The 26,107-nt window shown below is 35.4% G+C and carries 24 protein-coding genes; 11 read left to right on the forward strand and 13 right to left on the reverse strand.

Going from position 1 to position 26,107, the window contains the following annotated elements; translation table 11 throughout:
• Positions 1-103: 103 nt before the first annotated feature.
• Positions 104-853, reverse strand: a complete 750-nt coding sequence (ydfG, locus tag GTH25_RS08290; protein ID WP_156733394.1) for a bifunctional NADP-dependent 3-hydroxy acid dehydrogenase/3-hydroxypropionate dehydrogenase YdfG — start codon at positions 851-853, stop codon at positions 104-106.
• A gap of 519 nt (positions 854-1,372) precedes the next feature.
• Positions 1,373-1,594 carry an osmotically-inducible lipoprotein OsmB gene (gene osmB / locus GTH25_RS08295; RefSeq protein ID WP_006536908.1) on the reverse strand — a complete coding sequence of 74 codons (222 nt, stop codon included), beginning with the start codon at positions 1,592-1,594 and terminating at the stop codon, positions 1,373-1,375.
• Positions 1,595-1,823: 229 nt separating this feature from the next.
• On the opposite strand from osmB, the gene tehA reads away from it, so the two are divergent.
• Entirely contained in the window at positions 1,824-2,810 is a 987-nt protein-coding gene (gene tehA, locus GTH25_RS08300) for a dicarboxylate transporter/tellurite-resistance protein TehA (RefSeq protein WP_156733395.1), read from the forward strand.
• A gap of 22 nt (positions 2,811-2,832) precedes the next feature.
• Here the strand turns inward: tehA and GTH25_RS08305 are convergent, their stop codons facing one another.
• Positions 2,833-3,342 (reverse strand): P-loop NTPase family protein, encoded by a 510-nt coding sequence (locus tag GTH25_RS08305; RefSeq protein WP_223673648.1) that lies wholly within the window; start codon positions 3,340-3,342, stop codon positions 2,833-2,835.
• A 76-nt stretch (positions 3,343-3,418) separates the two neighbouring features.
• On the opposite strand from GTH25_RS08305, the gene GTH25_RS08310 reads away from it, so the two are divergent.
• Positions 3,419-3,721 carry a hypothetical protein gene (locus GTH25_RS08310; RefSeq protein WP_075673822.1) on the forward strand — a complete coding sequence of 101 codons (303 nt, stop codon included), beginning with the start codon at positions 3,419-3,421 and terminating at the stop codon, positions 3,719-3,721.
• 77 nt (positions 3,722-3,798) lie between these two features.
• On the opposite strand, the gene dhaT is transcribed toward GTH25_RS08310, so the two are convergent.
• The gene (gene dhaT, locus GTH25_RS08315; RefSeq protein WP_075673823.1) at positions 3,799-4,962 is read right to left on the reverse strand and encodes a 1,3-propanediol dehydrogenase; all 1,164 of its coding nucleotides are present in this window, start codon (positions 4,960-4,962) and stop codon (positions 3,799-3,801) included.
• A gap of 261 nt (positions 4,963-5,223) precedes the next feature.
• Between dhaT and GTH25_RS08320 the strand changes: the two genes are divergently transcribed.
• The 3 genes from GTH25_RS08320 (at position 5,224) to arsC (ending at position 7,359) form a co-directional block, all read left to right on the forward strand.
• Positions 5,224-5,559, forward strand: a complete 336-nt coding sequence (locus GTH25_RS08320) for a metalloregulator ArsR/SmtB family transcription factor (RefSeq protein WP_075673824.1) — start codon at positions 5,224-5,226, stop codon at positions 5,557-5,559.
• A 74-nt stretch (positions 5,560-5,633) separates the two neighbouring features.
• Positions 5,634-6,923 (forward strand): arsenic transporter, encoded by a 1,290-nt coding sequence (locus GTH25_RS08325; protein ID WP_075673825.1) that lies wholly within the window; start codon positions 5,634-5,636, stop codon positions 6,921-6,923.
• 10 nt (positions 6,924-6,933) lie between these two features.
• Positions 6,934-7,359: a glutaredoxin-dependent arsenate reductase gene (gene arsC, locus GTH25_RS08330; RefSeq protein WP_075673826.1), complete on the forward strand. Its 426-nt coding sequence runs from the start codon at positions 6,934-6,936 to the stop codon at positions 7,357-7,359.
• Positions 7,360-7,521: 162 nt separating this feature from the next.
• Here the strand turns inward: arsC and GTH25_RS08335 are convergent, their stop codons facing one another.
• The 3 genes from GTH25_RS08335 to add form a co-directional block, all read right to left on the reverse strand.
• Positions 7,522-8,643, reverse strand: a complete 1,122-nt coding sequence (locus tag GTH25_RS08335) for a ribosomal protein uL16 3-hydroxylase (protein ID WP_075673827.1) — start codon at positions 8,641-8,643, stop codon at positions 7,522-7,524.
• Between the two features lie 721 nt (positions 8,644-9,364).
• On the reverse strand, positions 9,365-9,721 hold the full coding sequence (locus GTH25_RS08340; protein WP_075673828.1) for a DUF4186 domain-containing protein: 357 nt from the start codon (positions 9,719-9,721) through the stop codon (positions 9,365-9,367).
• A gap of 444 nt (positions 9,722-10,165) precedes the next feature.
• Positions 10,166-11,161, reverse strand: coding sequence for an adenosine deaminase (gene add / locus GTH25_RS08345; protein WP_164530481.1), 996 nt, complete (start codon positions 11,159-11,161; stop codon positions 10,166-10,168).
• Positions 11,162-11,297: 136 nt separating this feature from the next.
• On the opposite strand from add, the gene GTH25_RS08350 reads away from it, so the two are divergent.
• On the forward strand, positions 11,298-11,969 hold the full coding sequence (locus tag GTH25_RS08350) for a Crp/Fnr family transcriptional regulator (protein WP_083629120.1): 672 nt from the start codon (positions 11,298-11,300) through the stop codon (positions 11,967-11,969).
• 38 nt (positions 11,970-12,007) lie between these two features.
• Here GTH25_RS08350 and GTH25_RS08355 read toward each other — a convergent pair whose 3' ends face one another.
• Positions 12,008-12,796 (reverse strand): LEM-3-like GIY-YIG domain-containing protein, encoded by a 789-nt coding sequence (locus GTH25_RS08355; RefSeq protein ID WP_075673835.1) that lies wholly within the window; start codon positions 12,794-12,796, stop codon positions 12,008-12,010.
• 456 nt (positions 12,797-13,252) lie between these two features.
• Between GTH25_RS08355 and GTH25_RS08360 the strand changes: the two genes are divergently transcribed.
• Positions 13,253-13,543 (forward strand): VF530 family protein, encoded by a 291-nt coding sequence (locus tag GTH25_RS08360; protein ID WP_075674396.1) that lies wholly within the window; start codon positions 13,253-13,255, stop codon positions 13,541-13,543.
• 60 nt (positions 13,544-13,603) lie between these two features.
• Here GTH25_RS08360 and GTH25_RS08365 read toward each other — a convergent pair whose 3' ends face one another.
• The gene (locus GTH25_RS08365; protein WP_164530482.1) at positions 13,604-14,302 is read right to left on the reverse strand and encodes a DUF7830 domain-containing protein; all 699 of its coding nucleotides are present in this window, start codon (positions 14,300-14,302) and stop codon (positions 13,604-13,606) included.
• 119 nt (positions 14,303-14,421) lie between these two features.
• Positions 14,422-15,588: a XylR family transcriptional regulator gene (locus GTH25_RS08370; protein WP_075672818.1), complete on the reverse strand. Its 1,167-nt coding sequence runs from the start codon at positions 15,586-15,588 to the stop codon at positions 14,422-14,424.
• A 188-nt stretch (positions 15,589-15,776) separates the two neighbouring features.
• On the opposite strand from GTH25_RS08370, the gene GTH25_RS08375 reads away from it, so the two are divergent.
• The 4 genes from GTH25_RS08375 to xylB all read left to right on the forward strand — a co-directional run bounded on the left by GTH25_RS08375 (position 15,777) and on the right by xylB (position 21,281).
• Entirely contained in the window at positions 15,777-16,946 is a 1,170-nt protein-coding gene (locus GTH25_RS08375; protein WP_164530483.1) for a MalY/PatB family protein, read from the forward strand.
• 6 nt (positions 16,947-16,952) lie between these two features.
• A complete protein-coding gene (gene nhaC, locus GTH25_RS08380) occupies positions 16,953-18,428 on the forward strand; it encodes a Na+/H+ antiporter NhaC (RefSeq protein ID WP_075672820.1) in 1,476 nt (491 codons plus the stop codon).
• 10 nt (positions 18,429-18,438) lie between these two features.
• On the forward strand, positions 18,439-19,755 hold the full coding sequence (gene xylA / locus GTH25_RS08385) for a xylose isomerase (protein WP_075672821.1): 1,317 nt from the start codon (positions 18,439-18,441) through the stop codon (positions 19,753-19,755).
• 71 nt (positions 19,756-19,826) lie between these two features.
• Positions 19,827-21,281 carry a xylulokinase gene (gene xylB, locus GTH25_RS08390; RefSeq protein ID WP_164530484.1) on the forward strand — a complete coding sequence of 485 codons (1,455 nt, stop codon included), beginning with the start codon at positions 19,827-19,829 and terminating at the stop codon, positions 21,279-21,281.
• A 75-nt stretch (positions 21,282-21,356) separates the two neighbouring features.
• Here xylB and GTH25_RS08395 read toward each other — a convergent pair whose 3' ends face one another.
• The 3 genes from GTH25_RS08395 to GTH25_RS08405 form a co-directional block, all read right to left on the reverse strand.
• Positions 21,357-23,060, reverse strand: coding sequence for a LeoA/HP0731 family dynamin-like GTPase (locus GTH25_RS08395; protein ID WP_164530485.1), 1,704 nt, complete (start codon positions 23,058-23,060; stop codon positions 21,357-21,359).
• Positions 23,060-25,468, reverse strand: a complete 2,409-nt coding sequence (locus GTH25_RS08400) for an SMC family protein (RefSeq protein ID WP_156733400.1) — start codon at positions 25,466-25,468, stop codon at positions 23,060-23,062. The genes GTH25_RS08395 and GTH25_RS08400 overlap by 1 nt, the downstream gene beginning before the upstream one ends.
• A 293-nt stretch (positions 25,469-25,761) precedes the next feature.
• Entirely contained in the window at positions 25,762-26,025 is a 264-nt protein-coding gene (locus GTH25_RS08405) for a YjbD family protein (protein ID WP_075672825.1), read from the reverse strand.
• Between the last annotated feature and the right edge of the window lie 82 nt (positions 26,026-26,107).

Here is a 26,107-nt window from a genome sequence, read left to right on the forward strand (position 1 = left end):
CATGGTTGCTATCCTCTAAAGTTATGTAGCTATTGCTCTCAATGACTATTATATCTTAATAATTATAGCTGATACCTTAATAAAAAATGTGTTTTCAGTGCGTTTAATTTTGACGATGAACACTTAATCCTGCAAATGACTGACTTACAGGCATCATTTCTAAGGTATTGATATTTACATGAGCAGGTAATGTCGCTGTCCAATATACCGCTTCTGCGACATCTTCAGGTGTTAATGCATTTGCATTGGCATAAGTTTGCTCAACTTTATCACTATCACCTTTAAAACGAACTAATGAAAACTCTGTACCACCAACAAGGCCCGGTTCAATATCGGTAACACGAACTTTTTTACCTTGGAGGTCTGCACGCAATCCTAAACTAAATTGCTTAACAAACGCTTTAGTGGCGCCATAAACATTGCCGCCCATATAAGGCCAAGAGGCTGCTGTTGAGCTGATATTAATAATATGACCTTTATTTCTTTCAACCATAAAAGGAAGAATAGCGCGAGTGACATGAACCAGACCTTTATTATTTGTCTCGATCATCGTATCCCAGTCATCAAGGTTAGCTTTATCGGCGGTATTTAAACCTAGGGCTAAGCCTGCATTATTGACTAATACATCAATTTCACGCCATTTTTCAGGTAATTGGGTGTAAATTTCACTGACTGCTTTTTTATCTGTGACATCTAACTGTAACGGATAAAATTGTTCACCTAGCTCTTTATGCAAGTTATTAAGTTTATTCAAACGACGAGCAGTACCAATAACTTTATGTCCATGGCTGATAAAATGGCGAGCAATGGCTTCACCAAAGCCAGCGGAAGCACCCGTGATAAAAATAATCATTTAATTACCCTCGATAGTTATAATATTTGAAAGTAAAAGGCTATCAATAGAAAGAGTCAAGTTTAAAAACCGGCTTTGTGATAAATCAGGCTAAAAACCAGCCCCTTTTCTTATATGAAAGATTTTTATCTTTAATAATAACCTGTATTTTTGTTTTTAACTGGAAGAACAAGAGGTGATTATTTAGTTAAAAACAAAGAAGATAAAATTCAAGCCTGCTATCAAGGTAAAACAAATAAACTCAGTAAGAACATAGTGATAATAATAATGATGCTACCAATTACAGCAATCGTTAGTGTGGGTGATAAAAGAAAACAGAAGTAACAAAAAATAAAGGTCACTACGATATGAACTAAATCGCTACACGACTTATATAAAACCACGATGGTTTTTTTTAATTGAGAGAGAAACGATTTGTTCATATCACACCAAAATAAATGCAGATTATCTTATTGTGACTCGTTGCTAGACTGAGTCAAAAAAATATAAACTCAGTCTAACAAAATATTAAAACAACGGTTATTTTTTACCAACTTGATGGCCAATAACGCCACCTAAGACACCGCCACCAATGGTGCCCAATGCGCTACCATCAGTTAAAATAGCGCCACCGATAGCACCTGCGCCGGCACCAATTGCTGTATTACGGTCGCGTTTTGTCATGCTAGAACAGCCCGCAAGTGAAAAAAGCAGAACAGAAGCGACACATAGTGTTCCAATCTTTTTTAACGTGATATTCATTTTTATAAACTCCGATATAAAGGACAATATAAAGATAAACTTATCGTATTTATACAGGGATCGGAATATTCGGGAACAACGGAGAGAAAACTCTTAAAGTGAGTGAACACTTATAACATACATTTTAAATGCATTTAATTAAAATAAATTTTATTATCTATATTATTATTTGATGCTCAGATGAAAAGCATCAATGTATTATGTCATTTATATGAGTTAACGTAACAATATGATATTGATAAATAAATTAAAAACACTCTCTTCACAATTCGCATCGGGTTATTTTGGTGTTGTATTAGGGATGATTGGTACGGGGATGGCATGGCGTTATGCAGCAAAAGAGCACGACTATCCGTCTTATATTGGTGAAATATTTATTGGTGTAGGTTGTTTGGTTTGGTTAACACTTACACTATTTTTGCTGAGTAAATGGCTATTTCATCGACAAGCAATTATTGATGAAATTAAACATCCGGTTGCCAGTGGATTTACTAGCTTATTTCCCGCAACGACAGTCTTAGTCTCGATAGGACTAAACCCATATTTACCGTTATTTTCTCTGACACTGTTTAGCATAGGAGCAATTGCTCAGTTAGGGTATTCCAGTTGGTTAATTGGTTATCAATGGAAGGGTGAATATCCTAAAATGGCGACGACACCAGTTTTATATTTACCCACAGTTGCGAACAATTTCATTTGTACCATGGCATGTGGTGCATTAGGTTTTAATGATCTGGGTGTTTTATTTTTCGGTGCCGGTGTATTTTCTTGGTTAAGTTTAGAACCCGCTATTTTAAAAAGAATACGCAGTGAAGGGTTAATGGATGAAAAATCACGGCTATCATTTGGTATTCAATTAGCACCTGCTTTAGTTGCTTGTAGTGCTTACTTGGCTATCAATGACAATCATATCGATTTCTTCGCTAAAATGTTATTAGGCTATGGTCTTTTACAGCTTCTGTTTATGGTGAGATTAATTCCTTGGTTTGTTAAACAGCCTTTTTCATTACCTTTTTGGAGTTTCTCTTTCGGTGTATCTGCATTGGCAAAAGCTTCATTAAATATGAGTATGACATCTAATAGTCATTTTATGCAGCTACTCTCAACAGCACTATTTATCTTTGCTAATTTAATAATCTTATTACTGATTTGGCACTCATTATTATGGGCTTTTAAAGGACTAAAACAATTATGTTGTCCATCTAAAGCACTTTAATAAACATAAAAACAAAGAGAGCCTAAACAAAATTATTTAGGCTCTTTTTATTTTCAAGTTGCTTATTACATATTTCTACACATAAAGAAATATCATGAATAACAATAACTTTTGAAGATAATTCGGGATGATTATTAAAAAAAACATCTAAGCGTTTATTATATTGCTTTGAAAAGCGAAGAAGTTCCCACGTATTTACTAACGTTTCTTTAGGTAATTGGCGCTTAATTCTATTAATAAATAAACGCTTTATTAAGTAATTAACACGTTTCCAATAAGGAATGTCTATTCTAAAAATAACAGTGCAGTCATTAAGAAAGGGTAATAAACGTTTGTCGTAAGCACCTTCAACGATCCATTTATCTGTTTCTTTAATGGCATTTACTTGAGATGTTATAAAATCCTCACTATTTTTATGGAATTCATCTCCAGTCATATCCCAATAAATGGCATCAAACGGATATACAGGTAAAGACAACGCAGTTGCAAGTTGCTTAGATAATGTTGTTTTTCCTGCTCCAGAGGGGCCCATAATACAAATCTTCATTTCTTTTTCAATAAGTTGCTTTAAGATAAGAATAGTATAAAGGGAAATAGAGCTAATAACGATGAAAAGAAAGTTAATTAAAAGAAATAAACGCTGGCTGATGGAAAAATATCACCTTTCACAACAACTATTTGCACCATTATCGGTTATTTTAAAAGAGAATAAATTAGAGTCACAAGCAAATCGATATTACCGCTTATGGCGAAGAGGTTTAATTAAAGAAGATTGGAATCAAGCCATTTTTGATACCGGTGTTGCAATAGTGCCTCAACGGCGATTTGATGGACGAGTTATTTATCACGATAGAGTTTATAACAAAGAATTAGTGCCATTAGAATATAAAAAAAAATGGAAAGCATTTTAAACGAATAGGATTTGTGATGTATAAATTGTTAAAAAACCCGTTAACACAATATTATTAACGGGTCATATACTGAAACCTTAAAATGCTTGACGGAAAATTTCAATGATCTCTTTTTCATTACCTTTACGAGGATTAGAGAATGCATTACCGTCTTTAAGTGCCATTTCTGCCATATATGGGAAATCAGACTCTTTCACGCCTAATTCACCTAAATGTTGCGGAATACCAATATCCGCAGATAGGCGAGCGATAGCCGAAATAGCGCGTTCTGCTGCATCCATCACTGATAACCCTGTGATGTTTTCACCCATAAACTCAGCAATATCTGCAAATTTTTCTGGGTTAGCAATCAGGTTATAACGCAGTACATGTGGTAATAGCACTGCATTAGCTACACCATGTGGCATATCATATAAGCCACCTAATTGGTGAGCCATTGCATGAACATAACCAAGGTTAGCATTATTAAATGCCATTCCTGCTAAAAGTGAAGCATAAGCCATATTTTCACGAGCTTTTAGATTTGTCCCCAAGGCTACAGCTTGACGCAAGTTACGAGAAATTAAACGGATTGCTTGGATCGCTGAAGCATCAGTGACGGGGTTTGCATCTTTAGAAATATAAGCTTCAACTGCGTGAGTTAACGCATCCATACCCGTTGCGGCTGTCAGTCCTGCTGGTTTGCCAAGCATTAATAGTGGGTCGTTAATAGAAACAGAAGGGAGGTTACGCCAGCTTACAATAACAAATTTAACTTTAGTTTTGGTATTGGTCAGAACACAGTGGCGGGTGACTTCACTTGCTGTACCCGCAGTTGTATTCACTGCAATAATCGGTGGAAGTGGATTTGTTAGTGTTTCAATACCCGCATAATTGTAAAGGTCGCCTTCATGAGTGGCTGCAATACCAATACCTTTACCGCAGTCATGTGGGCTACCGCCACCTACAGTAATTATCATGTCGCATTGTTCTTTGCGGAACATTGCAAGACCTTCAAGAACATTAGTGTCTTTTGGGTTAGGTTCAGTGCCATCAAATACGGCAACATCAATACCCGCTTCTTTTAGATAACCGATAGTTTTATCTACGGCGCCATCTTTTATTGCTCGTAGACCTTTATCTGTTACCAGCAGGGCTTTTTTACCACCCAATAATTTGCAACGTTCGCCAACAACAGAGATAGCACCTGGACCAAAAAAGTTAACATTCGGTACCAGGTAATCAAACATACGATAGCTCATGATAAACCTTCCAATATCAGATTATTATTCAGATAAATTAAAGTATTAGTGCATTCTCACACCATAGTTTATTAAGTCAAGAGACATGGCTCATTAACAAGGTGAATCGATTCATTTAACTTTGGTTCATTTGATATAAGTCAACAGGATATGCTTTCTTTGAGAGGGTGAGGTTAAGTAAAAATAACGATTTTAATACATATGGTTTGACAGATATGTATTTCAGGTATACGTTGGTGTTTATCAAAGAGAGGAGCAAATATGGAACCGTTGCAATTATTTAAGGTATTAAGTGATCCAACAAGGCTAGATATTGTGTTGCTACTAAAAGCATCTGGCGAGTTGTGTGTTTGTGACATCTATACTGCCTTAAATTTATCCCAACCAAAAACGTCTCGCCACCTCGCCATGTTACGGGAAAGCGGGCTATTACTTGATTCTAAGCATGGGAAATGGGTTCACTATCGTTTATCTCCGACATTATTACCTTGGGTGAAAAACATTATTGAAGTCACTTATGAGACAGAGAAAAATAAAATAGCAGGTTTGCTTCAATCTATTGAAAAGAAAGAAACGGTTATCTGCTGTTCTGAATAAATTTTTTTAATTAAACATATATGAAAAAACAGATATGACATATCTGTATGATAGGTCTTCTGTGAGAGGTTTTTATGCTTATTGCAGTATTAATATTTGTTCTAACAATTACTTTTGTTATTTGGCAGCCTAAAGGATTGGGGATTGGTTGGAGTGCAACAATAGGGGCGTTAATCGCACTATTACTAGGTGTCATTAATCTCCAAGATATTCCTGTGGTTTGGAATATTGTCTGGAATGCAACCGCGACATTTGTTGCTGTTATTATTATTAGCCTTATTCTTGATGAAAGTGGTTTCTTTGAATGGGCTGCGCTTCATGTTGCAAAATGGGGCGGTGGAAAAGGTCGGCTTTTATTTAGCTATATTATCCTGTTAGGGGCATCCGTTGCAGCACTTTTTGCCAATGATGGTGCCGCACTTATTTTAACGCCTATTGTGATCGCAATGTTGTTAGCGCTTGGGTTTAGTAAAGGTACAACACTAGCTTTTGTTATGGCAGCAGGATTTATTGCAGATACAGCAAGCTTACCTTTAATTGTTTCAAATTTAGTCAATATCGTCTCTGCTGATTTCTTTAATATCGGGTTTACAGAATATGCTTCAGTGATGATCCCCGTTGATATTGCCGCTATTATCGCGACATTAATTATGTTGCATTGGTTTTTCCGCAAAGATATTCCTCAGCAATATGACATCTCTAAATTAGCGGTACCTGCGACAGTAATTAAAGATGTAAAAACATTTAAAGCAGGCTGGTTGGTATTACTTCTTTTATTATTTGGCTTTTTTATATTGGAACCTTTGGGTATTCCAATTAGTGCCATTGCTGCAGGTGGTGCCGTAATTTTGTGGTTTATTGCAGCACAAGGAAAGACGATTAATACTCGAAAAGTTTTACGAGGAGCACCTTGGCAAATCGTGATCTTTTCCCTTGGTATGTACCTTGTTGTTTATGGATTACGTAATGCGGGTTTGACTCAATATCTGTCAGAAATTCTCGATTTCCTATCAAGCAAAGGTGTATGGGTTGCAACTTTAGGAACGGGATATATCACCGCATTTCTATCATCAATTATGAATAATATGCCAACAGTCCTTGTTGGTGCCTTATCCATTGAGGGCAGTAATGCTACGGGGTTAATTAAAGAGGCAATGATTTATGCCAATGTAATTGGTGCAGATTTAGGCCCTAAAATTACGCCAATAGGAAGTTTAGCGACATTATTGTGGTTACATGTTTTGTCACAAAAAAATATGACCATTACATGGGGATATTATTTTAAAACGGGCATTGTTATGACCATCCCAGTGCTAACAGTAACATTGGTTTCATTAGCGCTTAGACTGACATTAATGAATTAGTGGTGGCAATATGAATCGCATTGTAATTTATCACAATCCCCATTGTGGTACTTCACGAAATACGCTTGAAATGATACGCAACAGTGGTATAGAGCCTGAAATTATCCTTTATCTTGATACGCCACCCTCTAAGCATGTTTTAGAGAAACTCATCACTGATATGGGAATTTCTGTTAGGGCATTATTACGAAAGAATGTTGAACCCTATGATAAATTAGATCTTGATAATGTTAATGCGACTGATGAGCAACTTATTGATTATATGCTGCAATATCCAATATTAATCAATAGACCTATCGTTGTGACACCATTGGGAACACGATTATGTCGACCTTCTGAAGTTGTTTTAGATATTCTTTCACAAGCACAGAAAGGTGCTTTTTCAAAAGAAGACGGGCAAAATGTTGTCGATGAAAAAGGAAATAGGCTGGTATAAAAGAGTCTATTAACTCTATTTTACGGTAATAAAAACCTCGTTAAAACGAGGTTTTTTTGTTGTTATTAAGCCAACACCATCTGATTTGAGAAAAAAGAAGGGCGGAAACGATCAAATAAAACACCTGCAAGCAGGTGTTTTATCATATTCCGCAGATAAGGCCTATTCTTCGAAGTACCAATACCCTTGATTGATAAATTCAGTTAATTCCGCAACAAAGGCTGAGTCCATCAGTGCTTCACCGAGTTCATCTTTTCCAACTTCTGTAAACTGGCACAGTGCATTTGCTCCCTTCATTTCTTTGGTAGCCCAAGATTCTGTATTTACAAAGAAATTATCTTCGATACGTAGGACGCGTAGTCCGCTCAATCGGATCAGTTTTTCACCATCATTCAGAGCACTCAATACTTCTTCAGGCTGATATGGTGGTTCTGCTGGAGCGATATCCAGTTCATGACGTGGTGTAGTGGCAAAACGGCCTAACCATTGTTCAAAATCACCGGGCTTGTTGATCATTTCAATCATCATGGCACGCAGGCGTTCAACTTCATGAGTTTCCATTCTTCCTGAATTGTCACGTACAGTTAGGTTAGGATCGCCATAATTTATCCCGCCCAGATCTTGCTCCAGCGCATAGTCTGCAAAACTACTCAGTAAATCACGGCCATTTGGTCCACGAAAGCCGACAGAATAGTTCATGGTATCTTCGAAAGTGAAGCCATCGTGAGGGAATCCAGGTGGAATATACAGAATATCTCCCGGCGCCATTTCCACATCAATAATTGGCTCAAACGGATCAACATGTAGTAATGCCGGATGTGGGCAGAACTGACGCATTGGCAGGGCATCACCGACACGCCAGCGACGGCGTCCCATTCCTTGAATGATAAAAACATCATAGTTATCAATATGTGGTCCGACACCGCCTCCGGGTACTGAATAGGAGATCATCAGATCATCAAGACGCCATTCAGGCAATACACGGAACGGTTTCACTAACTCAGCTGACGGCATATGCCAATGGTTGACGGCCTGTACTAGTAGTGACCATCCTTCTTCGCCTAATCCGCTATAATCTTCAAACGGACCATGACTTGCCTGCCATTTGTTGTCAGTTAAGCTGACAAGACGGCTGTCGATTTCTGGCTCCATTGCCAGACCTGCCAGTTCATCTGGTGTGATAGGATCGACAAAATTAGGAAATGCATTTTTCAATACAACAGGTTTCTTTTGCCAGTATTTTTCTAAAAATTCAGGCCAGTTAAGATTCAGTTTGTTAACCATGTGACCACATCTGTGTAAATAAATAAGTGGGTAATTATAGAAGTAATGCACTGCAATATTTTTGTTTGGTGTCAAATGCCCATCAATAACACGGATAGGAATATGACAATAATACCGTTGCTGTTTACCGGAATGGTGAAGGTTCGTCTTTACACATAGAGTGCATTGTGCGAATCAAAGTGGTATACGTTCTAATTCCATGAATTCTTTTGTCATGTGATATTTTGTTGAATGAAATTGTTTAGCTTCTCGCATCAAAGATGGTTATTCGACTATATATGGAAAATGAAAACATCAAAGGTTACTGGATGGGGTTTTTACTTCTGATAATGGAATTACTGAAATCGACTTTACGGAAGTCGTGATATCCAAAAAGATTTTTTAAAACCCTTAGTGAAGTGGTATTTAAAGAAAAGATAAAAAACCTAAGAAAAAGCATTGGCAAATAAACTTTAAGTTAAGAGTCAACCAACATAATCAACCAGACCAAAACAGAGATTTCAGTGGCTATCCGTATTTAGATACCAAGGTTCGCATAATGTATATTATGTTAAATTGAATATAATAACCATCATGAGGTGGTTACTCTCAACGAATTAGCTATTTTATTCAAAGTCCTATTACCTCAGATACGTGTTAAGAATTTATAACTTCGCTTCTAGTTCAATACAGAATTTACGCATAGATAAGAAACGTATTATTCTACTTCAATGGATTAATCTTAAGAATTCATTTGATTAACTAGCCAGCGATGAATGATTTGGACAATATATGCCTGTTCTTCTTCCGTCAATTGGCGGTGTTTTTCTATACCATGCCAGGTTTTTAAACATCCACGACAACAAGTTGCCGTTGCATGCTGAGCAATAAATACAGGATGCCCTCGCATTGGAGTTTGCTTACCATCATTTTTGGGTTCTTCAGTAGCTAAGCGTTTTTGAATAAAATCTAAAGCATGTTGATCAATAGTATCAGGGCCTTTATCAATACAGTATTGTCGCTCTTTTGGCCCTAGTTTAAACTTTTGTCGAAAAGTTGATTTGGATAATCTGTTAAATAAAAGATCTACATTATTCATTAAATTTGCCCCCTAAGACAATGATCGTACGCTTATAGTACATAGCTTGCAATCGCACATAATATCTCTCTAATCATTAAAAGAATAAGTTTCAAACATGCATTATAAACACCGGAATAAAGAATATTTATTTAAGTGCTAGATGGTAAGGTTAAAATTTTAAAATAGCTTGTTAAGCGAGATCCACTAAATTATCCATTTGATGACGCTGTTCTTCTGACATGTTGTATCCTTACATTGATAAGGGTTATACAAGCATAGTCATCAATTCTTTTTACTTATTGAATGTAATTATTCTTAAAACAGGAAGGATGTGATTAGATTTCACCATTCTTATGTTTTATATCACATTGTTTTATCTAAATTGAGTAATCGCAATCTGATAAGTAGGTATTTCCGCTTAAAAATAAAGGTGTTCTCTTTGATGATTATTATGTGTAGTCACTATTTTGCATGAACATAACAGAGTTTATCCATTAGCTTTTTATGAACGTCATTTGTAATAAAACTGGCATTAAGAGCATCGATATTGCATTGCTGAAAGTCTTTTTCGCTCCAACCAAAAATATCATGTAATAACTGATACTCTTTATTTAACGAAGTATTGGCAACTGTTCGCGCATCAGTATTAATATTTAATTTAACGCCCTGCTTTTTTAGCTGATTAACGGGATGTTGGTCTATTTGCTCATAGATATTGCAGATAATATTACAGCTTGGGCAAACCTCTAATAATATATTTTGAGATTTAAGCCTGTTAATGACTTCACTATCTTCAATACTTCTTACACCATGACCAATTCGAGTAACATGCAGTTTATCCAATGTTTCAGTAACGCTTTCAGCACCTTTCGCTTCCCCTGCATGAGCAATTAAATTCCCTCCTGATTTTTTAACATAATCAAAAGCATCAATATGATTATCTAAAGAAAAACGCGCTTCATCAGCCGCTAAATCAAGTGCGACAACACCTTTATTCAGATATTCGACAACTAATTTGGCGGTTTGTAGACTCTCTAACGCACTAAAATGACGCAATGTGCATAAGATCAATCCTGCTTTAATATCATATTTTTGAGATGCTTCATTCATTGCTGAAATAACAACTTCAACAACGTCTTTATCTGTTAAGCCCTGCTTTGTGTGTAATAACGGGGAAAAACGGATTTCAGCATAAATAACATTGTCTGCTTTCAACTGATAAAACAGATCGTCAACAGCCAGCGTAATTGCTGATTTAGTCTGCAAAATATCAATTTGAGGAGTGACTTTACTTAAAAAATCGCCCAAATCAAAACAGGGTTTATGAGCAACAAATTGCTGATTAAACTTATCAAAACTTATTGTTGGATCTAGCTGTTTAATATAAAAATAGCTTAAACAGGTATCTAAATGCACATGAAGCTCGACTTTAGGTAATAAGCTGGGATTGAATGTCATTAATATAGTCTCTAAATATTAGGAATATCATGATAGTAATCACCTCCATCAGCCTAAAAAAGGACATATGTCCTTTTTTAAAAAGTATGCTATTTTCGATAATAAATTGAGGCTTAATTGCGAAAGGAAAATAAGAGTGAAAATAGTTAATGACGAAAAAAAACGTAACGCTTTTATTTTAATGCATCAACTTGATACTTATTTATCTGATGCATTGTTGTCTTCTATGCGATTAATGGAAGTGAAAACGGGGGAATATTTAATAACGCAAAATAGCCAAGCAACACATTTATACTGTCTAGTGGAAGGAAAATTACAGATTGAACGTTATGAAATAAACGGTGAGCATGTGGTTTTTTCTTTTGAACAAGCTTTCTGTGTTATTGGTGATTTAGAGCTGTTTTCAGCTAAAGATGAAATGGTGTTTAGTACCGTACAAGCCTTAGTTCCTTCCTATTTATTAGCGTTACCTCTTTCCATTGTCAGACAAAAAGCATTACAAGATGCTAACTTTCTAACCTTTATTTGCCAGCAATTAAGCCAAAAACTTTATCAAACGTCATTAAAACACGCTCAATCACCCTATTCTTCAGAATTTAAATTACGTCGATATTTATTTTTTAAAGCACAACAAGAAGGACTCTCTTTTCAATTAGAAAAAAGAGACTCATTAGCAGCAATGCTTGGGATCTCAACCAGACAATTAAACCGCGCTTTGGCACATTTAGTCAGTATTAAGGCGATTAAATTAAAGAGTAAATCGATAACGGTGTTGGATTGTGAATGGCTAGCCAAAATAGAAATATAAATAGAAATTTATATTTCTATTTTATTCATTATCTTAAATTAGTTATTTTTTCCAACTCTGACAAATGGACTACTATAACTACGGTTATAATTGATTACTTTTCCAACATAGCGATCGCGAATATCTTGAGGTGCTTTTCGACCTATAAATTCCCAACGTTCACTAGGTAATTTTATTGTTCGAGTAAAATATTCTTGTGTTCCAGCTTTTACCCATCCGTGAATTTCGTATACTTCCTTAACAATATTATTATAGGTAGCATAAGCATACTTTACAGATTCATCATTTCTTGGTGGATTATGCCACACACCTCTGGTTGCCTCGAATAATTGAAGATCGGTCATGCCAAATTTATAAAGTTTATTTAAAATAAAAACTAAACCACTGTGTTCAGGTGAAACATCAACATCTTCACGAGAATAAATGGATTGTATTTCCTCTATTGTTAACCTACCTTGTCTTTTGTAGGTTTCATTATTGCTACTACTTTTTCCATTAATTTTATTAGTCAAAAGGTCAATACCAATTAAATCTAGGCAAGTCCGTTCGACCATATATGCACTATCTGAGTTATTAATCCCATGACACAAAATATCAATACCAAGCATATTATTTTTTTGTAATTCAATGATTTTTTGTGTTTTTTCATCTAATTTATCGCCACTTTTCTTCATTTTTTCGGCTTCAGCAATGTGGGTAAGACAGCGAGAATTTTTACCTTTCCCAATATAAAATGGTATACGACGAGTCCCATTTACTTCACAAAGGGCATACACATAGTAGTCAATTTCATTCAATATATTTTTGTACTTATTAAATTCTTTCATTTTTATTTCCAGCGCTATAAAAATTTATTTATATAATATATTTCTATTTTTAATGGATGGATTATGTAGTATAAATAACGGCTATTACTTTAATCATTTAATTTAATAAATATGAGGTAATAATAATTATATTTTTATATGTTTGAAATAATTGCTCATTTTCAATGGGCGGGGTTTTTCCTTCTATATTAAATAATCTATTATGCGATGAAATAATGGATTTATTACAACTATTTTTTGATTTTTTATGATTTTTAATTAATAAGAGAAACTCCCGCTTCTGGCTATCTGTTTGCTTATAGTTTTCTAAAACAAACAAATGGGAATTTTTTATATTACAAGCCATGCTGGGTAACAACACATCATCTCTATTTTATTCAGTCCATTTTATTGCCACTCTCACTGCTTTCTTGTACTCTGCACCGTTTCTTCTATTTCATTGTAGGTAAAATAGTAATGACCGGACACGTTTCTAAAGATCCTTTGCATGGCGTTACTCTCGAAATGCAAATAAATGCGCTGGTGGCTAAATATGGCTGGGCTAAATTAGGTCAACTCATCAAAATTAACTGCTTTAGAAGTGATCCTAGCGTGAAATCAAGTTTAAAATTTTTGCGCAGAACTCCTTGGGCACGTGCTGAAGTAGAAGCACTCTATCTTGATTCTCTCGAAGCTGATATTGATGATGTGATTGAAGTTATCGACCACCCAGATTGTGATCCTTGGGCGAATAGCCGTAGAAATTGAGGGATTGTTTTTTTTAGAACGCTTCATTTGATATTAAAAAATATGAAGCGTTAGTTTTTATTAAATAAATTTATTTAAATACTCTATTTGTTTGTCAGTTAGGAATTCATTATTTTCATTTAAATAATCAGTATTAATATTTATTATGGTTATTTTTTTTGCGGTGTTATTTTGGTATGAAATCCTGAATAATTTAGATAAAACTCCTTTATTAATCCATAATTCATCAATGCTATTAATTTCTGATTTATAAAAAAATATAAACTTCAGTTTTCTTTGCTTTTTATAGCTTTTATTAGGTAAGAAGTTTATTAAAGTGACAAAAATATATGGAAGATATGCAGGATTTAAATTTGCATATCCATATATATTAATTCTTCTTGCTTCTTTTAGAATTTCAATAAATTCTTGAAAATCTAAAAACGGTGTAATTTCTTTAACCTTACTATATATATTGCGAATGTTTCTTTTAGTGAAATCTTTGTTTTCTATTTGGGCTTCATTATTTCTATCGCCTTTGAAAAGGTTAAGATATCGTTCATTATTTATTTCTATAGTAGGACAGCTGGAATTTTCTTTGTGACGAAAATGGCCGTTATCTTTATTTTTTCCTGCTATTAGATTCATTTCTTGATTACAGATCGGACAACGTACTTTAGGCGCATCCTTAACTATTTGATATCCTCCTTCTAGAGTGAATTCAATATATTCTTTATCATTAATTAAGATATCCTTCTCTGGATGAAAGGCTTTAAACATATCACATTCCTTAACGTTAATTTATTATAAGTATGAATGTTATATATTCTTAATTTAAAATCAAATATTAATTTTTTAAATTATTTTGAAAGTAAACTAATTATATTTAATATAATTCTTTACTCATCCCTAAACTCTTTTGGCGTCATACCAAATTCTTTTTTAAAGATAGAGTAAAAATATTGCAATGAAGGATAGCCACACATCACTGATATTTCTTGGATTGCGAGTGTTGTAGTGGCTAATAAATTTTGAGCGCGTTTGAGTTTCTCTTCATAAATAACAGTATGAATTGTCTTGCCAATCTCCTTTTTAAACCGTTGCTCTAAATTAGAGCGCGACATATTAACCGCATCTAAAACTTGCTCTGTTTTTATCCCTTTACAGGCATTGTAATAAATATAATGCATAGCTTGCACAACGGTAGGATCGTTAAATGAGTGAAAATCGGTTGAGCGACGTTCGACTATTTTAACAGGCGGAACCAACACTCTTTGTTGTTTATTGGTTGGATGCCCTTCCAGCGTTTGGTGTAATAGTTTTGCTGCTAAATATCCCATTTGTCGTGAACCTTGCACAACAGAAGATAATGCAATGCGAGATAAATAACGTGTCATATCTTCATCATCAATACCGATAATGCTTATTTCTTCAGGCACATTAATATTTAAATTGTCGCAAACTTGCAGTAAGTGTCGTGCTCTTGCATCGGTGACCGCAATAATTCCAGTTTGTGGTGGTAAAGTTTGTATCCAATCGGATAAACGATTTTGTGCGTGTTGCCAGTTCTCTTGTGTAATATCCATGCCGTTATAAACGATACCCGGATATTTTTCGCTGGTAACTAATTGTCGAAATGCATGCTCTCGTTCATTAGACCAATGGGGATGATCTTTTGCTGGTAAACCATAAAAAGCAAAGTGTTTAAGCCCTTTTTGTTTTAAATGCAAAAAGGCTTGTTGAACTAATTCATAATTATCAGTAGCAATATAAGGAACGGGGGGATAATTTTCTTCTTGATGATAAGAGCCTCCGACACCAATAACCGTTAATGGTGATTGGCTTAAATGCTTAGCAATAATCGGATCATCAAAATCAGCAATAATACCATCACAAACCCAATGGTTTATATTATCAAGTCGAGTGCGGAAATCTTCTTCAATAAATACATCCCAATGGCACTGTGATGCCTGAAGATACTCTCCAACACCCTCAACCACTTGTCGGTCATAGACTTTATTAGCGTTGAATAACAGCACAATACGAAAGTATTTATCTTTTTTCATTTTACTCTACCTAATTATCCAGCTAGGCATTAAACCACAGCTTTAATGTTGCTAGAACTTGCTTTCATCGCTATGTGATTACTATCACACAAGCCAAATTTCGTAATAGCAAAGTAAAAAATAGGAATAACCAATGTTAATCACAACGAGTATTTTGTTTTTAAACACGGTTGCCGAGGAGATTTTTCATGTATCAGAATAACTTTAATAAATTAATTTCTAGGCAAAATACCTATAGCGCAAAATGGTGTAATAGTAACGCTAATGTTATTCCGTTATCTGTTGCAGATATGGATATTCCTGCGCCTGATTTTATTATTAATGCATTGGCTCAATTCAATCTCAAAGGAATTTATGGCTATACCGACCTTAGCCATGATTGGAATAACGTTGCTGTAAATTGGTTTAAAACGCAATATCAGTGGGTTGTTGAGCCTGAATCTATTGTTTTTTGTCCTCGTATTATTCAAGCTGTTTCACTTTATATTCAAAACTTCACACGCGTTGGTGATAAAGTCACAACCCTGTCACCGGCGTATCACCCTATTAGTAATGCGGTTTGTGTCAATCAACGTGAACTATTAGAAAGCCCGTTGATTTATCGTGACGGCTATTATGAAATTGATTTTGATGACTTAGAAAGTAAGTTTAAACAGTCTGTCTGCTTTATTTTACTATCGCCACATAATCCAACAGGAACGGTATGGCAAAAAAGTGATCTATTAAAAATAGCGGAACTTGCACAGAAATATCAGATTTTTATTATTTCTGATGATGTACATGCTGATTTTGTTTTTGATGGTGCAACTTATCACCCTATTTCATCAATAAATAGTTATGTAAAACAACACTCTTTTATTTGTACTTCTCCCGCTAAAACATTCAATTTAGCCGGACTCGAAGTCGCCAATATCGTTATTGCTAATCCGGAATATCGTGAAAAATTCAAGCAATGCTTAATTGCTGCGGGTATTCATAATCCAGGTTATTTCTCAGTTCCCGCTTTTTTACAAGCTTACACCTTACAGGGCCAACAATGGGTTGGTGAATTAAAAACGTATCTTGCTGATAACCGACATTGGGTAAAAGAACAATGTGAACGTTACTTTCCTGATTGGGTTATCACTCAAAGTCATGGCACCTACATGCTATGGATTAACTACCAAAAGATGCAGTTATCTGAAGAACAACTAAAACATTGGTTTGTTTCATTAGCTGAAGTGGAAATGAGTTGGGGGCGTGGTTTTGGTGCGGTTGGGGATGGTTTTTTCCGCATTAATATCGCGACACCTCGTTCAATATTAGAAACCGTTTTCACTCGGCTTATTCGTACCTTACCTCACGCCAGTTTGGAATAAATTACAATGAAAACGCAAACGATAAACAGCCCGAGAACACCTACATTACTCGAATCACTCTTTCCTATATTCACCATGGTGGTGCTATTAGGAGGAGGCTACGCCGCTTTTGATTTACCACCAGAGCCTTTAATGGTGCTGTCTACAGTTGTAGCTGCACTATTGGTCAAACGATTAGGGTATCGCTATGACGAGATCTTAACGGCAATATCACAAAAAATTGCTAAAACCATGCCAGCTTTACTGATTTTAATCAGCGTGGGCTTGTTAATCGGCACATGGATGATTGGTGGTACCATTCCATTGATGATCTATTACGGCTTAAAAATGATCAGCCCAGAAATGCTTTATGTTACGGCATTATTGGTGACATCATTAGTGTCGGTCTGTACAGGAACTTCATGGGGCTCAGCAGGAACCATCGGTGTTGCCTTTATGGGGGTTGCTGTTGGTATGGAAGCAAATCTTGCTGCAACAGCAGGTGCCGTAGTTGCGGGTGCCTATTTCGGCGACAAACTTTCACCGCTATCAGGTGATACTAACCTTGCCGCAATGGCCGCAAGGATCGACCTCTATCAACATATCTGGCACTTACTTTATACCACACTGCCTTCGCTGATTTTAACCGCAATTGTGATGACTGTTTATGGCATGAACGGTGATTTAGCAGGACAAGGTGTGCCAGAAAAAGTGACATTAATTACCAATGGTCTTGAGAATGTTTATAACTTCAATCTAATCCTTCTCATTCCTGTATTAGTGATTTTATATGGTTCAGTAACGAAAAAACCAACTATCCCTGTGATGTTAGCCTCGGCCGCCATTGCTATGTTTAATGCTTATCTTATTCAAGGTTTTGGATTACATGACATCGTAAAAAGTGCGGTTGATGGCTTCAATGTCTCAATGATCCAAGGGAAAGAAGTTCCTGAATTATTAGGTAACTTATTAAATCGTGGTGGCATGAACTCAATGATGAGCACCTTGCTTATCTGCTTCTGCGCCCTCTCTTTTGCCGGTACTTTATCGTTAAGTGGCGCATTAGAAGTGATTGTCCATGCATTATTAAAAATGGTTCACTCAACTGGTTCAATGATCTTAGCCACAATTGCTTGTGGGCTAACCATGATTGGCGTGACCTGTAATGGACAAATCTCAATCCTTATTCCTATTGAAATGTTGCGCGGTGCTTATATCGAACGAGGCTTACACCCTAAAAACCTAGCTCGTACGGTAGAAGACTCCGCCACTATCTTTGAACCCATTTTACCGTGGACAGCCGCAGGCGCTTATATGGCAGGTACGTTAGGCGTTGCAACCTTAAGTTACTTACCTTGGGCTGTATTGTGCTGGAGTGGCATCTTCTTCGCCATGCTGTGGGGTTTCACGGGCTTTGGCATTGCCAAATTAACACCAGAAGAGCAGGAAGAGATGACTGCTGAGCTTGAATCACATTCAGAATTACAACTTGATACTAAATAAGGACGATTCCATGTCTTACTTTGATAAAATTGAACAAATTCAATATGAAGGCACAACAAGCGATAATCCACTAGCGTTTCGTTACTATAATCCAGATGAGATTATTTTAGGTAAACGCATGGAAGATCACCTAAGATTTGCCGCTTGCTACTGGCATAATTTTTGCTGGAATGGTTCTGATATGTTCGGTATAGGTACTTTTGATAGACCGTGGCAAACACCGGGTGAAGCATTAGAACAAGCAAAACGTAAAGCAGATGTTGCCTTTGAGTTCTTTCATAAGCTCAATGTTCCTTTCTACTGTTTTCATGATGTGGATGTTATTTCTGAAGGCAATAACATCAATGAATATATCTCTAATATGGCGGCGATCACCGATGTATTAGCGAAAAAACAAGAAGAAACCAACGTTAAGCTATTATGGGGAACCGCAAACTGCTTCACCAATCCTCGTTATGGTGCGGGTGCAGCGACTAACCCTGATCCTGATGTTTTTGCATGGGCTGCGACACAAGTTTGTGAAGCAATGAAAGCAACAAAAGCGCTGGGGGGTGAAAACTATGTATTATGGGGCGGACGCGAAGGTTATGAAACGCTGTTAAATACAGACTTACGCCAAGAAAGAGAGCAAATTGGTCGCTTTATGCAGATGGTTGTTGAGCATAAACATAAAATTGGTTTCCAAGGCACATTACTGATTGAACCAAAACCACAAGAGCCGACAAAACATCAATACGATTACGATACTGCGACTGTTTATGGTTTCTTAAAACAGTTTGGTCTTGAAAAAGAAGTCAAAGTAAACATTGAAGCCAACCACGCAACGTTAGCAGGACATAGCTTCCATCATGAAATTGCGACTGCCATTGCGTTAGGTATTTTAGGCTCTGTTGATGCTAACCGTGGTGATCCACAATTAGGTTGGGATACAGACCAATTCCCAAATAGCGTAGAAGAAAATGCACTAGTCATGTATGAAATTCTTAAATCAGGTGGATTTACAACAGGTGGTTTAAACTTTGATGCAAAAGTTCGTCGTCAAAGTAATGATAAATATGACCTTTTCTACGGACATATTTCAGGAATGGATACAATGGCAATGGCATTACGCATTGCAGCAAGAATGATCCAAGATGGTGGTCTTGATAAATTTACAGCGCAGCGTTATTCAGGCTGGAGTGCAGAGTTTGGTCAAAATATCTTACAAGGTAAATTAAGCCTTGAAGAAGTAGCAAAATATGCACAAAGCAACACCTTAGCGCCACAATTACAAAGTGGACGCCAAGAAATGCTAGAAAGTTTAGTGAATCGCTATATTTTTGGCTAATGGCATAAATGTAATAACATAGCGGGCTTTCCGCTGTGTTATTAATTAGATACAGGTCATGGGATAACTTTATGTATTTAGGGCTAGATTTAGGCACTTCAAGCGTTAAAGCGATCATTATGAATGAGCAAGGTGACGTTATCGCCAGTCATTCCGTTTCTTTAGCAATATCACGCCCTCACCCTCAATGGTCAGAACAAGATCCCCTGCAATGGTGGCAAGCAACAGATGAAGCCATTCTTCAGCTTGGACGCAGTTATCCAATGGATCAAATCGAGGCGATTGGACTAAGCGGTCAAATGCATGGTGCCGTTTTGCTTGATGCTCAACAAGCGGTGTTGCGTCCTGCAATCTTATGGAATGATGGCCGTAGTTTTAAACAGTGTCAGGCACTTGAAGCGCAATATCCCCAGTTTAAAAAAATTACGGGTAACTTAGTTATGCCCGGCTTTACTGCGCCAAAACTACAATGGGTTGCTGAAAATGAGCCTGAGATTTTTCAACGCATTGCGCATGTTTTATTACCTAAAGATTTTTTACGTTGGAAGATGAGCGGTAATTTCGCCAGTGATATGTCGGATTCAGCAGGTACGCTTTGGCTAGATATGCAAAAGCGAGATTGGAGTGATGAGCTTTTAAATGCCACAGGATTAACGCGTCGTCAAATGCCGACGTTGTTTGAAGGCAATCAAATAACCGGCTATCTATTGGCTGATATCGCTAAAAAATGGCAGATGAAACAAGTGCCTATTATTGCTGGTGGTGGCGATAATGCAGCGGGTGCAATTGGTGTCGGCGTTTATCAGCCCGGTCAAGCGATGCTCTCTCTAGGTACTTCAGGTGTTTATTTTGTTGTTAGCGAAAAGTTTCTCCAAAATAGTGACAATGCAGTACACAGTTTTTGTCATGCATTACCTAATACTTGGCATTTAATGTCTGTGATGCTAAGTGCTGCATCGTGCCTTGATTGGGTGTGTCAATTGACAGGAATTGAGAGTGTGGGTGCGATGTTTGAAGAGATTGAACACGCAATTTTTGCTGATAGCCCCCTCCTGTTTTTACCTTATCTTTCAGGCGAACGGACGCCTTATAACAATCCTAATGCGAAAGGTGTCTTTTGGGGATTAACCCATGAACATCAACGTGCTGACTTATGCCAAGCTGTTCTTGAAGGTGTAAGCTTTGCGTTACGACAAGGGATTGAAGTTGCTGAAAATGCAGGTCAATTAGCTAATAACATTACGTTAATTGGTGGTGGTGCAAGGAGTGAATATTGGCGACAATTGCTCGCAGATATTACAGGAAAAACCCTCGATTATCGCCAAGGTGGCGATGTTGGTCCGGCACTTGGTGCAGCAAGACTGGCACAATTGGCAGTAAACCCTGCTCATTCATCACAGGTTATTCTTTCTCAACCTAAGCTTAACAAATGCCACACACCAAATTTAGAAAAACATAAAACATATGAAAAAAAATATCATGCCTTTAAAAAGTTATATTCATTAATTGATACGATGGAAATATAGCTATATTGCGTCAATATCAGGGTAAAAGAATAGCGCTAATTTTTCAAAAGTTAGCGCTATTTTATGTTCGCTTAATTAAAAAAGAGTCACTAGTTCACTTTCTAATAATTTTGCTTCTGTAAGCCAAGCTGAGAATACATTTTCTCTTTCTCGACTATCAGATAAATTTGAACCCAGTTCTTTGATTTGATTGTTAAGTATTATGTAATTAGCGAAGAATTTTTCTGCAAATTCAGGTGAGTCAATTAATGCAACAAGGTCGCTTCTTTGTTCGTTAAATCCTTTGACCATATCATCAATAACTTGTTTAAATTGCTCTTCTTTTTTATATTTATCATAGCTATCCCAAATCTCTATAATCACACCAACAGCCGCTAACGCCGCATTGGCACCTTTAGCAAAATTAATAGCACCATAAGGTTTAAATTTAAGATATTTACCAATATCAAGACCAACAGTTTTAGCAACAGACACGATGCCATCACGTGTTGCAAGTACAGTTTTATTATTAATAAAATTGCCTTTTAGGACGTTATTTATTCCCATTTTACCTAGGGATTTAATTGTATTATTAAAATGGCTCACTTCACTATCAAAACTGGTTTGTATTTTTTCAACTTCAAGATTAATAACACCCATCTGACTACGAAATTCATTTTGCAGTTTATTATTAATCATGATGCCTTCATCACCAATTTCACGCTCATAAAAATCACTAAATGTTTCAATGCTGCATCCTTTGGCTTGCATGATTAAGTCAGCAAAGTAGTGAGTAACAAAATTACTCAATGTAATTTGAGTTTCACTAATTTGTGCTTGGGTATTTCTCATTTGATTATCTAAACGCTGATAAGCTTTTTCAAGTTGGCCCACTTCATGGGAAATACTAGCATTAGCATCAATAGCTATAGGCAATTGCTTATGAAGAATATCACTGATAACGCTTGTACGCATTTCAGCATCTAATGCCTCACTTCCTCCATTTTGAGTAATTTTATTTGCTGTCGCTGTTTGCAAATGAGTGATATGAGAAAGTGCTTTAAATTGCTCAATATTTTCAAGCCAGTAATCAATACCTTCATCAAAAGGATTGGCGGCAACAGCAACAATAGATAATGTATTAATCTCTTCTTGTGTAAGAGATATCATATCTTGTAAACGACCAATGACATTTTGTTGTTTTATATTAAGATTTTCTTGATAGTCATCTTCATCTTCAACATCGGCAACTTCATCGAACCTGCTTAAGACAAAAATAGTACGTGGCAATAAATTTAGAGTACGGAATAACCAATACATATCTTCTTTATGACTTTCTTTAATCGGATTGGTTGAATTCATAACATAAAGAACAAGGTGTGCATCACTGACATGTTTTTTAGTGAGATCTTTATATTTTTCTACCTCAAATGTTTGTGCATTTTGCTGCTCTTTAAAACCAAATAACCCCGGAGTATCGATTAACACGAACTCTTCGCCAATTTCATAAACTTTAACTTCATTAGAAGATTCCTGATGGCTAATTTTCATCGTGGATTTATCTAGTTTTTCCATCCATGCAGCCGCTATTGAGGTTTTCCCTTCTGAAAAACCACCTATTAATGCAACTTTTAACTTTTCATCAACTACATGAGCAATATTATTTTCTAATTTTTTAATTAAAGAAGGATCAATGGAAACACCTGCTTGAGTACCTTGTTGTAAAAAGCGTAAGAGTCTATTCAATAAATTAAGGATTTGAGTTTGCTTTTCGTTAAAGTTAGTGAGTGTATGTTTCATTACAAATTACCTTCTGTTTGAATACTTCTAGATAAGATTTTTAGTTTTTGATTTGAATTTTTTAACAATACTGCCGTTTGGTTCATTTTGATTATTGGCTCATCAAGTGATTGTTTAATTGTTTTTATACTATCTTTCATTTTAGGAAGAACTTGAGCTAAATTGTCGTTTAAAGTTTCTGTCAAATGAGATTCAATTTTGCGTAAGTTTTCGTTAGTTGATTTTTTTTGTTGAGACATTTTATAATTACTACTCAGGAAACCCACAACTGCTTTACCAATAGAGACAATTGCTGTAAATGCTGACGCAGCAATAATCCACGCACTAGCTCCACCTGTAATTGGTATAAGTGCCAACCCAGCTAATGCACCCAATAAACCAGCTTTATTTATCCCACTGTCAATGTTGATTTTTATATTGATATCGTTATCTAATTTAGCTTTATTCAATTTCTCAGTTAGATGCATTAAATCTTGTGTTTGCTCTTCATAACGCTGAAAAATATCAGAAGCCTCAGTTTGAAAATGCTCAATTTGTTGTTTGATTGTATGAGGTAAAGAGGCTGAAAGTTTACTCAATTCTGCTTTGACCTTTTGTTCTAAAATCCCTTTAAAATGATCATTACTAATATTATCTTCAATACGTGAATAAACATTTGTACGTATATCATGTATAGCATCACGAATAAGATTTGCGATATTGCTATTTAATCGTGTTTGCATGATGCGGAAGCTTGAATCCAGTAATATCTTTGATTCTTCACACTTGACAGAAACATCATCAGCGAGATCTTGATAAGTTTTTTCTACATCATCAAGCCCTTTGGTAGTTTTGTTAAGAGCTTCTTTAGCTTTATTAAGATTTGCTTGATAAATTTTATTTTGGCTATCGGGTAGTAATTCTTTTTCCAACAAATTGATAAAATCAAGAATACCAGTCAATTCTAATAAATCATACTCCATGAAATCTTGTAAAAATTTAGTACGACGTTTGGCATTTTGAGAATGAGGAACTAAACAGTCTGTCGATGCTAAAAAAGCAGGTAATGCGGTTAATGCAATTGTTTTTTTATAATGAGAACCAAGTTGTTCACTCATTTTTTCATCTAATACAGACAAGCTGCTTGATTCATCATCAGATAGCAATGGCCTATTTTTTAATGTTAATTTTGGATTGGTTACTTTTTTATTAAAAATTGACCATACTTCTGTTTGTGAATTTAAATGTTGTTTTATTTTTTCTAATGTTCCTTTTCTTCCTTCATCCCCTGTTTGTGGTGGTGCTGCTTTATTTGTGATGTAGAAGACAGCATGAGCTCGTTCAATGGCATTTTCAATTTCTTTTAAAACAAGTTCTTCTTTTCCTTCAATGCCTGGAACATCTAATAAAGAAAAAACATTTCCATTTAGTGTTAAATTATAACATTGAGTTTCTCTTGTAAAATCAGCGCGGCCATCACCAATAATCTCACCATCAGCATATTGAGATAATAATGCATGTTGTTTTTCTAATAGTGTTTCTAATTGTTCATTTTTTTTTGTTAACGAAATACCCTCATTCTTTAAAAACTGTAATTGATCTTCAAATTGTTGCTTTTCCTGTTCTAACCTTTCATTTAAATTTGCTAGCTTAGAGTATAAGGGTTTTTGTTTTTCTTTAATCAATAGTTTGCGTGAATTATATTGTTGATGTATGGTTTTGCATTCGATTCCAGTTAAAATAACTTGTTTTTCTAAATTACTTAATGTGATTTCTTCAGGTAGTTTATTAAAAAAAAGAAGAAATTTCTGCCATAATGATGCCTTTTTTTTATATTCAGAAATTTGAATATTAATATCATCAATTTGCTGTAATATCTGAGTGTTAATGCGCTCTTTTTGTTCTAATTGATTTTTAATTTCATTAAGTTGCGGTAAAAACTCAATATCACTTTCTTTAATTAATTGTTGGATATCATACCTTTCCTGAGCGTGGAAATCATTTAATTCATTGATTTTTGATGTTGTTTTCTCTGCATTATGCTTGATTTCATCTATAGAGTTTTTAGTTTTTTCAATATCATCAGAGCAGTATTGATAATTAGCATATTGTTGACGGTATTTCTTCTGATTCTCTAATTTTTTTGATTCACGCAAAAGTATTCGCAGTGTTTCAATTAATGTTGATTTGCCTGCGCCTGTTTCCCCATAAAACGCGATAGTAAAAATATTCCATTCTGCATTCTTTTGTAAAGAATCAAGATCTTTTTTTAATACTTCTTGAAATTGTTCTAATTTATTTCGTGCATCACTTCCTGCTTTGTTTATTATTTCATCAGATGATTGCTCACACATCGAGTGTATAAGAATTGTAAGTTCATCATTGATCTTTCTATATATTTCATTGGGGTTATGAGGTTTTATTGTCATTAGTTAAATCATCTAAAAAATATGTCAGTAAAAATAAAATGTATTATTTTATTTTAATAATTTAAGCTAATAATTAAAAGCTCTAATTTACCTTTAAGATTGAATTGATAATAACGAAACAACTCAGTACTTATATCTTAAAAATAAATATATTACGTATATAAAATACTCATTTTATGAGTTTTTTATTGAAATTGACTAAATATTTTATTTTAATTTTGTGCGATATTTTGTGGTTAGGAATTTTAATCTCTTAGCCCTGATAAATAAATATATCAGGGCTAATTAAAAAATTAACGATAGCCACTACGATGGTTTTTAGCGGACCAGCTATAGGTTTCATCACTAGGGGCTAGTTTTTGTTTTTTCTTGAGGGCTTGTGCTTTTTTGGTGGCTTTTTCAACTTCGAGGGAGATTTCAGTAATAATGGAGTCTTTGACTTTATTCATTTCGGCATTGGTTAATTCGCGCCCTAATTTCTTTCTCTCTTGACCTATCCTGGTTTTTACTCGCATTTTTTGGGCATCGGTCATCTCTTGGAGTGTCAATTTCTTCATTCTTTTACCCTACTTATGTTGAGAGAGGAGTAATTAATATAACATTATTAATGCACCTCTCCAGCATTATATTTAGATTTAA

This window comes from Proteus terrae subsp. cibarius, assembly GCF_011045835.1.
Classification (GTDB): domain Bacteria; phylum Pseudomonadota; class Gammaproteobacteria; order Enterobacterales; family Enterobacteriaceae; genus Proteus; species Proteus cibarius.